This window comes from Sinisalibacter lacisalsi (genome assembly GCF_014640115.1).
Taxonomy (GTDB): Bacteria; Pseudomonadota; Alphaproteobacteria; order Rhodobacterales; family Rhodobacteraceae; genus Sinisalibacter; species Sinisalibacter lacisalsi.
In genome coordinates this window covers 370,849-385,794 of sequence record NZ_BMGI01000002.1, presented here as the reverse complement: position 1 = coordinate 385,794, position 14,946 = coordinate 370,849, and the positions used below count along the sequence as shown (strand labels likewise).

General features: G+C 67.7%; 13 protein-coding genes. 12 read left to right on the top strand and 1 reads right to left on the bottom strand.

Translation table 11 applies throughout. From position 1 onward, the window contains the following. The first annotated feature begins 26 nt into the window (after positions 1-26). From uppS to fabZ, 8 genes are all read left to right on the top strand, one after another. Positions 27-785: a polyprenyl diphosphate synthase gene (uppS, locus tag IEW01_RS07680; RefSeq protein ID WP_268236808.1), complete on the top strand. Its 759-nt coding sequence runs from the start codon at positions 27-29 to the stop codon at positions 783-785. Then, the gene (locus tag IEW01_RS07675; protein WP_188527029.1) at positions 778-1,632 is read left to right on the top strand and encodes a phosphatidate cytidylyltransferase; all 855 of its coding nucleotides are present in this window, start codon (positions 778-780) and stop codon (positions 1,630-1,632) included. Before uppS ends, IEW01_RS07675 begins: the two co-directional genes overlap by 8 nt. After that, positions 1,629-2,801, top strand: coding sequence for a 1-deoxy-D-xylulose-5-phosphate reductoisomerase (dxr, locus tag IEW01_RS07670; RefSeq protein WP_188527028.1), 1,173 nt, complete (start codon positions 1,629-1,631; stop codon positions 2,799-2,801). The genes IEW01_RS07675 and dxr overlap by 4 nt, the downstream gene beginning before the upstream one ends. A 22-nt stretch (positions 2,802-2,823) precedes the next feature. Continuing rightward, entirely contained in the window at positions 2,824-4,161 is a 1,338-nt protein-coding gene (rseP, locus tag IEW01_RS07665; protein ID WP_188527027.1) for an RIP metalloprotease RseP, read from the top strand. Positions 4,162-4,266: 105 nt separating this feature from the next. Beyond that, positions 4,267-4,398: a hypothetical protein gene (locus IEW01_RS17760; protein WP_268236807.1), complete on the top strand. Its 132-nt coding sequence runs from the start codon at positions 4,267-4,269 to the stop codon at positions 4,396-4,398. A gap of 156 nt (positions 4,399-4,554) precedes the next feature. Further along, entirely contained in the window at positions 4,555-6,891 is a 2,337-nt protein-coding gene (gene bamA / locus IEW01_RS07660; protein ID WP_188527026.1) for an outer membrane protein assembly factor BamA, read from the top strand. 10 nt (positions 6,892-6,901) lie between these two features. Next, positions 6,902-7,546 (top strand): OmpH/Skp family outer membrane protein, encoded by a 645-nt coding sequence (locus tag IEW01_RS07655; protein WP_188527025.1) that lies wholly within the window; start codon positions 6,902-6,904, stop codon positions 7,544-7,546. Between the two features lie 26 nt (positions 7,547-7,572). Next, entirely contained in the window at positions 7,573-8,040 is a 468-nt protein-coding gene (gene fabZ / locus IEW01_RS07650; RefSeq protein ID WP_188527024.1) for a 3-hydroxyacyl-ACP dehydratase FabZ, read from the top strand. 38 nt (positions 8,041-8,078) lie between these two features. Here fabZ and mnmA read toward each other — a convergent pair whose 3' ends face one another. Continuing rightward, positions 8,079-9,227 carry a tRNA 2-thiouridine(34) synthase MnmA gene (gene mnmA, locus IEW01_RS07645; protein WP_188527402.1) on the bottom strand — a complete coding sequence of 383 codons (1,149 nt, stop codon included), beginning with the start codon at positions 9,225-9,227 and terminating at the stop codon, positions 8,079-8,081. Positions 9,228-9,356: 129 nt separating this feature from the next. Between mnmA and sciP the strand changes: the two genes are divergently transcribed. The 4 genes from sciP to recG all read left to right on the top strand — a co-directional run bounded on the left by sciP (position 9,357) and on the right by recG (position 14,852). Further along, the gene (sciP, locus tag IEW01_RS07640; protein WP_188527023.1) at positions 9,357-9,635 is read left to right on the top strand and encodes a CtrA inhibitor SciP; all 279 of its coding nucleotides are present in this window, start codon (positions 9,357-9,359) and stop codon (positions 9,633-9,635) included. A gap of 97 nt (positions 9,636-9,732) precedes the next feature. Then, positions 9,733-10,446, top strand: a complete 714-nt coding sequence (gene ctrA / locus IEW01_RS07635; protein ID WP_188527022.1) for a response regulator transcription factor CtrA — start codon at positions 9,733-9,735, stop codon at positions 10,444-10,446. A 210-nt stretch (positions 10,447-10,656) separates the two neighbouring features. After that, positions 10,657-12,765 carry an NAD-dependent DNA ligase LigA gene (gene ligA, locus IEW01_RS07630; RefSeq protein ID WP_229738143.1) on the top strand — a complete coding sequence of 703 codons (2,109 nt, stop codon included), beginning with the start codon at positions 10,657-10,659 and terminating at the stop codon, positions 12,763-12,765. Next, positions 12,762-14,852 carry an ATP-dependent DNA helicase RecG gene (gene recG, locus IEW01_RS07625; RefSeq protein ID WP_188527020.1) on the top strand — a complete coding sequence of 697 codons (2,091 nt, stop codon included), beginning with the start codon at positions 12,762-12,764 and terminating at the stop codon, positions 14,850-14,852. The genes ligA and recG overlap by 4 nt, the downstream gene beginning before the upstream one ends. The last annotated feature ends 94 nt before the right edge of the window (positions 14,853-14,946 follow it).

Sequence of the window (14,946 nt, the reverse complement as noted above, 5' to 3'; positions counted from 1 at the left end):
CCCGGCCCGCCCGCAAGGAGAGAGATTTGTTCGAACCTACCAGCAACCGGTCCGAGACAGGCGCGCAGCCCGAGGCGGGCAGCGGGCCACGCCACGTGGCGATCATCATGGACGGCAACGGTCGCTGGGCGCAGAGCCGCGGACGGCCGCGGCTGTTCGGCCACCACGCCGGGGCCAAGCGGGTGCGCGAGATCGTCGAGGCCTGCCCCGATCTGGGCGTCGAATACCTCACCATCTTCGCCTTCTCGACCGAGAACTGGAAGCGCACGCAAACCGAGGTGGCCGGGCTGATGAGCCTGTTTCGCCGCTACATCACCAGCCAGGCGCGTGATCTGAAGGACAACGGCGTGCGTGTGCGCTTCATCGGCGACCGGGTGAAGCTGGAGAAAAGCCTCGTGCGGATGATGGACGATCTCGAAGCCCTCACCGAAGACAACACGCGGGTAAACCTCACCGTGGCGATCAACTACGGCGGGCGCGACGAGGTGGCGCGCGCCACAAAGCGGCTGGCGCAGGACGTGGCGGCCGGCCGGCTCGACCCCGAGAGCATCGACGAGGAAACCTTGCCGAAATACCTCGACACCTGCCTGCTGCCCGATCCCGACCTGGTGATCCGCACCAGCGGCGAGGCGCGGATTTCCAACTTCCTGCTGTGGCAATCGGCCTATGCCGAATACGAGTTCATCGAAACCCTCTGGCCCGATTTCAGCCCCGACGTGTTCGGCGAGGTCGTTGCCGGCTACGCCGGGCGCGACCGGCGCTTCGGCGGAGCCAGGAATGCCTGACAAGGCATCGGCCTGGGGGGATCTCTCCGCCCGCCTGATCTCGGCCGTGGTGATGCTGGCGGTTGTTGCGCTGGCGCTGATGAGCGGGTCGCTCGGCTGGAGCCTCTTCGTGCTCGCCGTCACCCTGGTGATGTTCTGGGAACTGGCGGCGCTCTGCGAGCCGGGCATCGCCACGGTGCGACGGATCTCGCTCACCTTCGCGCCGCTGCTGCTGCCCGCAGCACTCGCGGTGGCCCTCACCGGCGGGCTCGGCGTGCCGCCGCCACAGGAGGCCGAGACCGGCCTGATGGCGGGCCGGGTGCTGGCCGGCGCGGCCGCCGGCTTGGGCCTCGCGGTGCTTGCAGGCGTGGTCAACCTGCGCTCGGGCCGGTGGATCTGGGCGGGCTACGCGCCGATGGTGCTGATCGGCGCGCTCTTTCTCGTTTACGCATTGCGCGAATTCGGCGTGGTCGGCGTGGCGATCCTCGTCGCCATCGTCGCGATCTCCGACATCCTGGGCTATTTCGCCGGCCGTCTCCTCGGCGGGCCGAAGTTCTGGCCAAGGGTCAGCCCGAAGAAAACCTGGTCGGGCACCGTCGCGGGCTGGATCGGCGCAGGCCTGTTTGGGGCGCTCGTCTTTGCCGGGCAGGGTGCGGCGCTGCCGGGGGCTGCCGCCGCCATCGGCCTCGCCTTCGCCGGGCAGATGGGCGACATCGCCGAAAGCGCGATCAAGCGGCGCGCCGGAGTCAAGGACGCTTCCGCCCTGATCCCCGGCCACGGTGGCTTTCTCGACCGGCTCGACGCGCTGGTCGCTGCCGCCGCGCTCGCCGGTATCCTCACCTTCATCCACCTGGTCTGGATCGCATGACGCGACGCATTTCCATATTCGGCGCCACCGGGTCGATCGGCGAAAGCACGATCGACCTGATCCACCGCGATCCGGAGGCCTACGAGGTGGTGGCGCTGACCGGCGGGCACAACGTCGCCCGGCTGGCGCAGCAGGCCAGGGCGCTTGGGGCCGAGGTGGCGGTGACGGCGCACGAGGAAAACCTGGAGGAGCTGCGGGCGCGGCTCGCGGGCACCGGGATCGAGGCCGCCGCGGGCGAGGCTGCGATCGAGGAGGCCGCGCGCCGTCCGGCCGACTGGGTGATGAGCGCCATCGTTGGCGCCGCCGGCCTGCCGCCGGGGCTGGCCGCGCTCGAACAAGGTGCGACGCTGGCGCTGGCCAACAAGGAAAGCCTCGTCACCGCCGGGCCGCTGGTGCTGGCCACGGCCCGCAAGCACGGCGCGCGCCTGCTGCCGGTCGACAGCGAGCATTCGGCGGTGTTCCAGGGGCTGGTGGGCGAAGAGATCGACGCCGTCGAGCGGATCATCATCACCGCCTCCGGCGGCGCGTTCCGCGACTGGCCGCTCGAGAAGCTCGCCGAGGCGACACTGGAACAGGCCTCGTCGCACCCGAACTGGGACATGGGCCAGCGCATCACCATCGATTCGGCCTCGATGTTCAACAAGGCGCTGGAACTGATCGAAACCCGTGAATTCTTCGGGGTGGACCCGGAGAAGATCGAGGTTCTGGTGCATCCGCAATCGCTGGTGCATGCGCTGGTCGGCTTCAACGACGGCGCGCTGATGGCTCACGTCGGCCCGGCCGACATGCGCCACGCCATCGGCTACGCGCTGCATTGGCCCGCGCGGCGGCACGTGCCGGTTGACCGGCTCGATCTGGCGCAGATCGGCAGACTCGAGTTTCGCGCCCCCGACGAGCGGCGCTGGCCGGCGCTCAGGCTGGCGCGCGAGGTCATGGCCGAGGGTGGCCTTTCGGGCGCGGTGTTCAACGCCGCCAAGGAAACGGCGCTCGACGGGTTCATCGCCGGGCGGATCAATTTCGTGCGGATGTCTGAGGTGGTCGAGGAGGTGCTCACGCGCTTGTCAGCCGACCATGGCCTTATTCATGCCGAGATTACTCTTGATAACGTGCGCGCCGCGGACGACATGGCACGCATGACCGCACGCAACATCATCGAGACCGGGGCCTGAGCCCGGCAGACAGGAGGCATTCGTGGATCTGGCAGGCCTGATTCCGTCATTCGGCAACCTTGCGCTGACCATCATCGCCTTTCTTCTGGCGCTGATCCCGATCGTCTTCGTGCATGAATTCGGCCATTACATCGTCGGGCGCTGGTCCGGCATCAAGGCCGACGTGTTCTCCATCGGCGCCGGCCCGGTGCTGATGAGCCGCACCGACAAGCGCGGCACACGCTGGCAGATCGCGGCCTTGCCTATCGGCGGTTACGTGCGGTTCCACGGCGACGCCAACGCCGCCTCCGGCTCGGCCGACGAAGCGGCGCTGGGAGAGATGGACGCGGCCGAGCGCCGCGCCACCCTGCACGGCGCGCCGCTCTGGGCGCGCTCGGCCACGGTGGCGGCGGGGCCGGTGATCAACTTCATCTTCTCGGCGGTGATCTTCACCGTGATGGCGTTCTGGACCGGGGTGGCCTCCGATCCGCTGACGGTGGCCAAGCTCAAGCCGGTGGCGGGCCTCGAGGGCACGCTGCAACCGGGCGACGAGATTCTCGCCATCGCCGGACGTGAAACACCCACGCTGGAGGGGTTCGGCGCCTTCGTCGAAGACCTGCCGGCGCAAAGCCCGCTGGAATGGACGGTGCGCCGCGACGGGGTGGAAACCCGGATCGAGGCGCTCCACCCCTATCCGCCGATCGTCGATGGCGTGAACCCGCAATCGGCGGCTTCCGACGCGGGGCTGAAGGTGGGCGACCTGATCGAAACCATCGACGGCCAGCCGGTGGCCACCTTCGAAGACCTGCGCGAGATCGTCAGCACCGGTGACGGCGCCGAAATCGCGCTCGGGATCAACCGGGGCGGCGAGCGAATCGAGCTGACGCTTGCGCCGCGCCGGGTGGATCTGCCGCTGGCCGACGGCAGCTATGAAACCCGCTGGCTGATCGGCGTTTCCGGCGGGCTGGTGTTCGAACCCGCGACCGACCGGCCCGGCGTCGGCGAGGCGATCTCGGCCGGGGCGGGGCAGGTGGCCTACATCATTCGCGCCTCGCTGTCGGGGATCTGGCACATGATCACCGGCGCGATCTCGTCGTGCAACCTGCGCGGCGTGATCACCATCGCCGACACCTCGGGCGAGGCGGCCAGCCAGGGTGTGGGCAACTTCATCTGGTTCGTCGCCGTGCTCTCTACCGCGATCGGGCTTCTCAACCTGTTCCCGATCCCGGTGCTCGACGGCGGCCACCTGATGTTCCACGCCTGGGAGGCGCTCACCGGGCGCGCGCCGTCGGACCGGGTGCTGAGCCTGTTGACGATGCTCGGCCTGGCGCTGGTGCTGGGCATCATGATGCTGGGGCTGTTCAACGACCTCACCTGTTGATCCCATGCCCCGATGCCTCGAAAATGCCCAATTTCGGGGCGTCTGCCGTCACATTCGGCACGCAGATTCGGCGGTGTGACGGCACCTCGAAACCGGAGCGGACTTATGGAACATGTGCAGCAAGGCTATCGCAGCCTTTCCCTTCTGATGAACCTCAACTGGGATCGCCTGCTTTACGGCGCGACCATCGCTTTCGCGCTCGTCGCGGGCTCCTACGTCGGCAACCTGCTGAACTGAGGCGTGGCCGGGGCGACCCCCGGCGCGGAACTTGCAAACATTGATTATGGGCGCGCGGCAACAGCTTGCGCGCCTTTCTCTTGAGACGCTTTGACTCGCGCGCCCTTTACCGGTATCGACACAAGGGACTGGGATGTCTGTGTGGGTGACAACAACATGACGTATAACGAGCGGCACGTCGAAGCCCGTAAAGCGCTTCTCTCCACTTCGGTTCTGAAACCGGCGGTGATGGCCGTTTTCCTCGGATTTTCAGCGGCTTCGGTTGCGTTCCCCGGGGTAGGCCATGCGCAGAGCTACGCGTTCAACTCGGTGCAGATCGAGGGGCTTAACGCGATTCAGGCCAGCACGGTGATGAGCTACCTCGGATTCGGCCGGGGCGAGCAGGTGAGCGCGGGCGAATTGAACGACGCCTACCAGCGCCTGGTGGCCTCGGGGCTGTTCGACAAGGTCGAGATCATCCCGCGCGGCGCAACGCTGGTGGTGAAGGTCACCGAGTTCCCGCTGATCAACCGGATCAACATCGAGGGCAACAAGCGGCTCAAGGACGACGAGCTGCTCGAACTGCTGCAATCGCGGGCCCGCTACGTGTTCAACCCGGCGGTGGCCGAGCGCGACGCGCAGACGATCGCCGAGGCCTATGGCGAAAAGGGCCGGATCGCCGCTCAGGTCACCCCGCGCATCATTCGCCGGCCGCAGAACCGGGTCGACCTGGTGTTCGAAGTGGTCGAGGGCAAGAACTCCGACATCGAACGCATCACCTTCACCGGCAACCGCGCCTTCTCCGACGGCCGCCTGCGCCGGGTGATCGAATCGAAACAGGCCGGCATCCTGCGCTTCCTGATCTCGAACGACACGTTCGATCCCGACCGGGTGGAATTCGACAAACAGCTGCTGAGCGATTTCTACGCCTCGCGCGGCTACGTCGATTTCGACGCCGTGGCGGTCACCTCCGAAGTGCCGGCACAAGAAGACGCCTATTTCGTCAGCTACGAGATCCGCGAAGGCCAGAAGTTCAGCTTCGGCGAGATCACCACGGTCTCGGAGGTCGAGGGTATCGACGCGGCCGGGTTCGAGGGCCTTGCGCGGATCGGCTCCGGCAGCACCTACAACCCGGCGGTGGTGGAACGCGCCATCGCGCGGATGGAAAAGGAAGCGCAGCAGCAGGGCTACGGCTTCGTGCGCGTCGACCCGCGGGTGACACGCAACGAGCGCGACGGCACGCTCGACATCGAGTTCGCGATCGTGCGCGGCCCGCGAATCGTCGTCGAGCGGATCGACATCGAAGGCAACGCCACCACGCTGGACCGGGTCGTGCGCAGCCAGTTCACCACCGTTGAGGGCGACCCGTTCAACCCGCGCGCCATTCGCGCCGCGGCGGAGCGGATCCGGGCACTGGGGTATTTCGCCAACGTCGACGTGCAGGCCCGCCCGGGCACCTCGCCCGACACCGTTGTTGTCGACGTGGACGTCGAAGAACAGGGCACCGGCTCGTTCTCGGTCGGCGGCACCTACGCGCTCGGCGAGGGCATTGGCTTCATGCTGTCGTTCTCCGAACGCAACTTCCTTGGCCGCGGCCAGTATCTCAGCATCGATTTCTCGGGTGGCCTCGACAAGCGCACCTATGGTTTCGCCTTCGCCGAACCGAACCTGTTCGGGCGCGATCTGCGCCTCGGCGTCAACGCGATGTACAACGAGACGACCTGGGCGAGCGGCTTGTTCGACACCCGGTCGGGCAATGCCGAATTGTCGCTGGAGTTCCCGCTCAGCGAAACCGGGCGCCTCCGGGTGCGCGGCAAGGGCGAACTTTCGGACATCTACAACTACACCGGCGATTCGGCGACGATCCTCGCGGAAGAGGCGCGCGGCCTGCAGTTCGGCGGCGGCGGCGGCTTCACCTACACCTACGACACCCGTCGCGACGGGTTGGCGAGCCCGAGTTTCTTCTTCGCGCGGTTCACCGGCGACGTCGGCGGGCTTGGCGCCGACAACCAGTATGTGAAGAGCACGGCACTGGCCAACTTCACCACCAAGGCGATGAACGAGGAAATCACCCTCTCGGCCACCGTCGAAGGCGGGGCGCTGGTCAGCGTGGGCGGCAACGGCTCGCGGATCGTCGACCGCTTCATGATGAGCCCCGACCAGGTGTTGGGCTTCGCCGGCTCCGGCATGGGGCCGCGCGACCTTGCGGCGACGGATGATGACGCGCTCGGCGGCAACTACTTCGGCGCCGCGCGGCTCGAGGCGCAATTCCCGATCGGGCTGCCGGAGGAATACGGCATTTCCGCCGGCGTCTTCGGCCATGTCGGCTCGGTCTTCGGGCTCGACAACTCGCCGGGGGTGGATGACGATTTCTATCTGCGCGCCTCGGTCGGTGCCGCGCTGTATTGGGATACCCCGATCGGCCCGCTGCGCTTCTCCTATGCCTACCCGGTGCGCAAGCAGGCCTACGATGTCGAGCAGCGTTTCGGCGTGTCGATCTCGACCGGCTTCTGAGCGGCATCCGATGGGCGGCTGGCTTGGGTTTCCCCGCGCGCTGGCGCTTCTCCTGACGCTCGTGTTCTGCCTGCCGGCCGCCGGGCCGGCGCAGGCGCAGGCGCTTGGGCGGGTGATCTCGCCGATCCTGACCGTGGATCGCGACCGGCTTTTCGCAGAAACAGACTTCGGGCAGAGGGTGAACCGCGAGCTGGAGGCGGCGTCGAGCGCGATGGCGGCGGAGACGCGCAAGATCGAAGCCGCGCTCGAGGAGGAAGAGCGCAACCTCACCCAGCAACGGGAAACCCTCGAGCCTGAGGCTTTCCGCGAACTCGCCCGCGCCTTCGACGAAAAGGTTCAGGCGCTGCGTCAGGAACGCGAGGCCGCCGAGGCCAACCTGCGCCGCCAGATCGAGGATGCACAGGCCACCTTCTTCGACCGGATCGGCCCGATCCTGGGAACCATCGTCCGCGAGCGCGGCGCGGTGCTGATCCTTGACCGTCGGGCGATCCTGCTCAGCGCCGCCGACGTCGATATCACCGACGAGGCGATCGCTCGGTCCGACGCGGTGCTCGGCGATGGCCGCGACGTCGACGCCCCCGAGTCGCCGGCCGAGCCCGACCCCGTCGCGCCGCTCGACAGCATTCCCGCCCCCGCGACCCCGACCGGGGACTGATCCGGCCCATGCCCGAGGAGACAGACATGACCGACGTGCCCACCACGGCCGATATCGACCTGATCAAGCGCTGCATTCCGCACCGCTACCCGTTCCTCTTCGTCGACCGGGTCGAGGATATCGTCGCCAACGAAAGCGCCGTGGGGATCAAGATGGTCACCGTGAACGAGCCGCATTTCCAAGGCCATTTCCCCGCGGCGCCGATCATGCCGGGGGTGACCATCGTCGAGGCGATGGCGCAGACCTCGGCGGTGATGGTGGCGCTCAGCCTCGATCTGGTGGGCAAGAACGCGCTGGTGTATTTCATGGGCATCGACGGGGTGAAGTTCCGCCGCAAGGTGGTGCCGGGCGACGTGCTCAAGATGGAAATCACCACGCTGCGCGGCGGCCCCGGTTCGAAGGTGTGGAAGTTCGCCGGCAAGGCCACGGTCGACGGCCAGGTGGCGTGCCAGGCCGAGTTCTCGGCGATGATCGACCTGGCCGGCGGGGCCTGAGGGCAGGGCCGGTTTTTTCCTGACCCGAAAAGAGCGGGTCAGGCGCTGCGGCCCTTCCAGATCCAGCCGCCACCGAACACCCGGCTGCCCTCGGGCGCGTAGAACACGCAGGCCTGGCCGGGGCTCACGCCTTCTTCCGGCGCAAGCAGTTCCACCTCCGCCTCGGTCTCCGAGATCGGCCGGACCACGGCTTCGCGCGGCGGGCGGGTCGAGCGCACCTTCACCGACAGGCGCCATTCGGGCCGCGAGGTGAAGGGGGCGTCGCCCAGCCAGTTGATCTCGCGCACCGGCACGATCCTTGTGGCCAGCAACTCCTTCGGCCCGACGATCACCCTGGCGTTGTCGACATCGAGCTTCACCACGTAGAGCGGCTCGGTGAGGCCACCGATCCCGAGCCCGCGGCGCTGGCCGATGGTGTAGTGAATCACGCCTTCGTGGCGGCCGAGCACCCGGCCCTCGGTATCGACGATCTCGCCCGGCGCGCCGGCACCGGGGCGCAGCTTCTCGATCACGCTGGCGTAATCCCCGTTCGGCACGAAGCAGATGTCCTGGCTGTCGGGCTTGTCGGCGACTTCGAGGCCGAAGCGGCGCGCCAGCGCCCGGGTTTCGTCCTTGGTTTTCAGATGCCCGAGCGGGAAGCGCAGGAAGTCGAGCTGTTCCGGCGTGGTGGAGAACAGGAAATAGCTCTGGTCGCGCGCCGGGTCGGCGGCGCTGTGCAGTTCCGGGCCGTCGCGGCCCTCGAAGCGCTGGATGTAATGCCCGGTGGCCATGCAATCGGCATCGAGATCGCGCGCGGTGGCGAGCAGGTCCTTGAACTTGACCCGTTCGTTGCAGCGGATGCAGGGCACCGGCGTGGCGCCGGCGAGGTAGCTGTCGGCGAATTCGTCGATCACCGCCTCGCGGAAGATGTTCTCGTAATCAAGCACGTAATGGGGAAAGCCCATTTCCTCGGCCACGCGGCGGGCATCGTGAATGTCGATCCCGGCACAGCAGGCGTTTTTCTTCGCCAGCGCCGCGCCATGATCGTAAAGCTGCAGCGTGACGCCGACCACGTCGTAGCCTTCGTCCTTCAGCATCGCCGCCACGACCGAGGAATCCACCCCGCCCGACATCGCCACGACCACGCGGGTCTCGGCCGGGGCCTTGGGCAGGCCCAGCGAGTTCAGGGGTGTTTCGGTGAGGCTCATGGTCATGGTTCGGCTCGCGCTGTGAACGACGCAATATAGGAAAATTCGACGTAACAACAAGGCCGGGCTTCACCGGGCCTTAACCCGATTTCGTGATTGTCGCCGGCACAGACGACGAGGGACAGCCCGATGTATCTGAAAAAAGTCGATGGACCGCGTGCGGTGCGCCTGCCCGACGGCACGATGATGACGCGGGCGGACCTGCCCCCTGCGCACACCCGGCGATGGGTCGCCAGCCGCAAGGCCGCGGTGGTGCGCGGTGTGGTTCATGGCCTGATTCCCCTGGCCGAGGCGCTTGCCACCTACGGCCTGTCGGAGGAGGAGTTCGCCGCCTGGCAGCAGGCGGTGGAACGGCACGGCGAGGCGGCGTTGAAGGCCACGCAGGTGCAGAGGTATAGACAACCTTAGATTGTTTTCGCTAAAAGTTCCGCAACGGTAACGGGCCGTTAACCTTTACCCGCCAAGGTGTTTACCAACAGAACGGATTGATAGCGGAGACAAGCCCATGCGCATCCTGCTCGTGGAAGATGACCCCACCACCTCGCGCTCGATCGAGCTGATGCTCACCCACGCGAACCTCAACGTCTATGCCACGGACCTCGGGGAAGAGGGCGTCGACCTCGCAAAGCTCTACGATTACGACATGATCCTGCTCGATCTCGGCCTGCCCGACATGAACGGGATGGAGGTTCTGCGCCAGTTGCGCGCGGCCCGGATCGACACGCCGATCCTGATCCTCACCGGCTCCGACGATACCGAGGACAAGCTGAAGGGTTTCGGGTTCGGCGCCGACGATTACATGACCAAACCATTCCACCGCGAGGAACTGGTGGCGCGGATCCATGCCATCATCCGCCGCTCCAAGGGGCACGCGCAATCGGTGATCGCCACCGGCAAGATCGCGGTGAACCTCGATGCCAAGTCGGTCGAGGTCGAGGGAAAGCAGGTGCATCTCACCGGCAAGGAATACCAGATGCTCGAACTGCTGAGCCTGCGCAAGGGCACCACGCTGACCAAGGAGATGTTCCTCAATCACCTCTACGGCGGGATGGACGAGCCCGAACTCAAGATCATCGACGTGTTCATCTGCAAGCTGCGCAAGAAGCTCGCCGCCGCGACGGGCGGCGACAATTACATCGAAACGGTCTGGGGGCGCGGCTACGTGCTGCGCGATCCCGAGCCCGACGAGATCGACAGCCCGCTCGCGATGGGGGCCTGACGCCGCGGGGTATCGCCCTGGCCCTTCGCCGCGAGAGCGAGCGCGGGCAGGTGCCCCGACCCTGGCGCCCGCCGCGGCTGGCCGGCGTGGGCCGGCGCTTGTGCCAGCGGCCGCGGTTCAGACTGGACGGAGCGGGGGGCGGGGCCTAAACCCGGAGGGAGGCAAGATCCGGGGGATGACGTGGCCGAGCGTGATTTTTCTTCCATCGCTGTGGCAAAGCTCGACGCGCAGCAGGCCGAGGCCGAGCTTGCACGGCTGGCCGCGCTGCTCGACCGGGCGAACCGCGCCTATCACACCGAGGACGCGCCGGAGATCTCCGACGCGGAATATGACGCCGCCAAGCAGCGCAACGCCGAGATCGAGGCCCGGTTTCCCGATCTGAAGCGCCCCGACAGCCCCACCGATGTGGTGGGCGCGCAAATCGCCCCCGGTTTCGCCAAGGTGCGCCACGCGCAGCGGATGCTCTCGCTCGCCAATGCCTTCGATGCGGAAGACCTCGCCGATTTTGACGAGGGCGTGCGCAGCTTTCTCGGTCTCGCGCCGGATGCGCCGCTGGCCTACACCGCCGAACCCAAGATCGACGGTCTTTCGCTCTCGCTGCGCTACGAGGGCGGGCGGCTGGTGCAGGCCGCCACGCGCGGCGACGGGACCGAGGGCGAGAACGTCACCGCCAACGCCCGCACCATCGCCGAGATTCCGCAGGTTCTCACGGATGCGCCCGATGTGCTGGAGGTGCGCGGCGAGGTCTACATGAGCCACGCCGATTTCGCCGCGCTGAACGAGCGCCAGGAGGCGCGCGGCCAGAAGACCTTCGCCAACCCGCGCAACGCCGCCGCCGGGTCGCTGCGCCAGCTCGATCCGGCGATCACCGCCGCCCGGCCGCTGCGGTTTTTCGCCTATGCCTGGGGCGAAGTCAGCGCCCCGCTGGCCGAAACCCAATGGAACGCGATCGCCCGTCTCGCAGCGCTCGGCTTCGCCACCAACCCGCTCACCAAGCGGTGCGAGAGCCGCGACGAGATGCTGGCGCATTACGCCGACATCGAGGCGCAGCGCGCAACGCTGCCCTATGACATCGACGGCGTGGTCTACAAGGTCGACGATCTCGGCCTTCAGGCCCGGCTCGGCTACCGCTCGACCACGCCGCGGTGGGCCATCGCCTTCAAGTTTCCCGCCGAGAAGGCCTGGACCTGGCTCGAGGGGATCGACATCCAGGTGGGCCGCACCGGCGCGCTCAGCCCGGTGGCGCGGCTGCACCCGGTCACCGTCGGCGGCGTGGTGGTGTCGAACGCCACCCTGCACAACGAGGATTACATCGCAGGGCGCGATTCCAAGGGCAACGAGATCCGGGGCGGCAAGGATATCCGCGTCGGTGACTGGGTCGAGGTCTACCGCGCCGGCGACGTGATCCCGAAGATCTCGGACGTGGACCTAGGGAAGCGCCCCGCCGGGACCGAACCCTTCGCCTTTCCCACCACCTGCCCCGAATGCGGTTCCGAGGCCGTGCGCGAGGAGGGCGACGCCGTGCGCCGTTGCACCGGCGGCATGATCTGCCCCGCGCAAGCGGTTGAGAAACTGAAGCATTTCGTCTCGCGCGGCGCCTTCGACATCGAGGGGCTGGGGGCGAAACAGGTGGAGATGTTCTACCACGACGAGGTTCTGCCGATCCGCGAACCGGCCGATATCTTCACCCTGGAGGCGCGCGACGCGGCGAACCTCGCCAAGTTGAAGAACCGCGAGGGCTGGGGCGAGAAATCCGCCGCGAACCTGTTCGCCGCGATCGAGGCGCGCCGCCGCATCCCGTTCAAGCGGGTGATCTTCGCGCTCGGCATCCGCCACGTCGGCGAAAGCGCGGCGGGGCTGCTCGCGCGCCATTACGGCACCTGGGAGGCCTTCGAGGCGGCGATGACCGGGGCCGAGCCGGGCACGGGCGCGGCCTGGGACGAGTTGATGAGCATCGACGGTGTCGGCGCGACGATGGCGCGCGCGCTGGTCACCACCTTCCACCAGGATGCCGAGCGCGCCTCGATCGACCGGCTGGTGGCCGAACTCGAGATCGAGCCCGAGGCGCGGCCCGACAGCACGGGCAGCCCCGTCGCCGGCAAGACCCTCGTCTTCACCGGCACGCTCGAGAAGATGACGCGAGCCGAGGCCAAGGCCCGGGCCGAGGCGCTGGGGGCGAAGGTGGCGGGCTCGGTGAGCGCGAAAACCGATCTGCTGATCGCCGGTCCGGGGGCCGGGTCGAAGGCGAAGAAGGCGGCCGAGCTGGGGGTCGAGACGATCGACGAAGATGGCTGGCTCGCGCTGATCGGGGCAGCATGACGGGGCGGCCCGAGATCCTGTTCCCGCTGTTCGCGGAACTGGAAACGCTGGGCGGCGTCGGCGAGAAAACCGCCCGCGCCTTCGCCGCGCTCGAGATCACCCATCCGCGCGACCTTCTGTTCGCCTTGCCCTACAGCGGGGTCGACCGGCGGTTTCGCGCCAGCGTGCAGGAGGTGACCCCGCCCGCCACGGTGACCGTCGATGTCGAGGTCGGCCGCCACATCCCGCCACGCAGCCGCAACGGGCCCTACCGCGTCGAGGTGCGCGACGCGCTCACCACCTTCCAGATCGTGTTCTTCCACGCCTCGGGCGACTGGCTGACCAGGCAACTCCCCACCGGCCAGCGACGGGTGGTGTCGGGCAAGGTGGAGCTGTTCGACGGGGTCGCCCAGATGGTGCATCCCGACTACATCCTGCGCCCGGGCCAGTCCGACCATATCCCCGATTTCGAGCCGGTTTATCACCTCACCGCCGGGGTCACCCAGCGGCTGATGCTGCGCGCGGTGGGCGAGGTTCTGGCCCGGGTCAAGCCGCTGGCGGAATGGGTCGATCCGGCGCTGCTGGCACGCGAGCACTGGCCGGCGTGGCACGAGGCGGTGGCGGTGGCGCACAGCCCGGAAGGGCCCGACGATCTCTCGCCGCAGGCCCCGGCGCGGCGCAGGCTGGCCTATGACGAGTTTTTCGCCCACCAGCTCACTCTGGCGCTCGCCCGTGCGCGGGTGCGGCGCGGCAAGGGACGGGTGAGCCAGGGCGACGGGCGGCTGCGCGCGAAGGTGCTGGCGGCACTTCCCTATGCGCCGACGGGGGCGCAATCCCGGGCGATGGAGGAGATCGCCGCCGACATGGGGGCGGGTCTGCGGATGAACCGGCTGTTGCAGGGCGACGTCGGCGCCGGCAAGACGCTGGTGGCCTTCATGGCTTTGCTCGTCGCCGTCGAGGCGGGCGGGCAGGGGGTGATGATGGCGCCCACCGAGATCCTTGCGCGCCAGCATCTCGCCGCGCTCCAGCCGCTGGCCGAGGCGGCGGAAGTGGTGGTGGAACTGCTGACCGGGCGCGACAAGGGCGCCGAGCGGCGCGCCAAGCTCGCCGCACTCGAACGCGGCGATATCCAGATTCTCGTCGGCACCCACGCGGTGTTCCAGGACGACGTGGCCTATCACGATCTGCGCCTCGCGGTGGTCGACGAGCAGCACCGGTTCGGCGTGGCCGAGCGGATGCGTCTCGGCGCCAAGGGCACGGTGACGGATGTGCTGGTGATGACGGCCACGCCGATCCCGCGCTCCCTGGCGCTGGCGCAATACGGCGATATGGACGTGAGCCTGCTCGACGAGAAGCCGCCGGGCCGCAAGCCGATCGCCACCGCGCTGATCTCGACCGCGCGCATCGCCGAGGTGGTCGCGCGGCTCAAGCGCGCCACGGCGGAGGGGCGACAGGCCTACTGGGTCTGCCCGCTGGTCGGGGAAAGCGAGGTTTCGGAACTCACTGCGGCCGAAGAGAGGTTCAAGGCGCTCCGCGCGGAACTGGGCGAGGGCGTTGTCGGGCTGGTGCATGGCCAAATGGCGCCCGCCGAGCGCGACGCGGCGATGGCCGCCTTCCAGCGTGGTGAAACCGGGGTGCTGGTGGCGACCACGGTGATCGAGGTGGGGGTGGACGTGCCCAATGCCTCGATCATGGTGATCGAACGCGCCGAGCATTTCGGGCTGTCGCAATTGCACCAGTTGCGCGGCCGCGTCGGCCGGGGCGCGGCGGAAAGCACCTGCCTTCTGCTCTACCAGGCCCCGCTCACCGAGGGAGGCGCGCGGCGATTGCAGATCCTGCGCGAGACCGAAGACGGCTTTCGCATCGCCGAGGAGGATCTCGCCATGCGCGGCGCGGGGGACCTGATCGGCACGGCGCAATCGGGCCTGCCGCGCTTTCGGGTGGGCGATCTGGAAACCCAGGCCGGGCTGATGGCGGTTGCCCAGACCGATGCCCGCAACCTGTTGCGGGAAGACCCGAAACTGACCTCGCAGCGCGGCGAGGCGGCGCGCGTTCTGCTGTGGTTGATGCGGCAGGACGAGGGGATTCGTTTGATTTCAGTGGGTTAATCGAAAATCCCTGAAAGTTCCGCTTTGTTCTCAAAAAGTTCTTTACAAGCCCGGGCCATTTGTGAGAACAAAAGGTTAACAAGAGAACACAGCC